The sequence below is a fragment of the Pseudoalteromonas sp. S4492 genome (genome assembly GCF_005886115.1).
Classification (GTDB): Bacteria; Pseudomonadota; Gammaproteobacteria; order Enterobacterales; family Alteromonadaceae; genus Pseudoalteromonas; species Pseudoalteromonas gelatinilytica.
This window is the reverse complement of the sequence record NZ_PNCP01000371.1, coordinates 1-222: the sequence shown is the minus strand read 5'-3', so window position 1 is coordinate 222 and position 222 is coordinate 1. Positions and strand designations below refer to the sequence as shown.

Below are 222 nucleotides of genomic sequence, written 5' to 3'. Positions count from 1 at the left end.
TACCCCGTGGAACTTTCCCATTGCCATGATCACTCGTAAGGTTGCACCTGCTTATGCGGCGGGCTGTAGCTTTGTGCTTAAGCCCTCAGAACACACACCACTGTGCGCGTTAGCTCTGGCTCACTTGGCGCATCAAGCGGGGTTCCCTCGGGGCGCCTTTAATGTTCTGCTTAGTGATGATGCTAAAGCGGTTGGGGAACAACTTACGGCCAGCGAAACGGT

Annotated in this window: 1 protein-coding gene; it reads left to right on the top strand. The window is 55.0% G+C overall.

What is annotated here, in order from left to right; genetic code table 11:
- Positions 1-222 (top strand): aldehyde dehydrogenase family protein (locus CWC28_RS21830; RefSeq protein ID WP_138625794.1); only part of this gene is annotated, 222 nt, incomplete at both ends.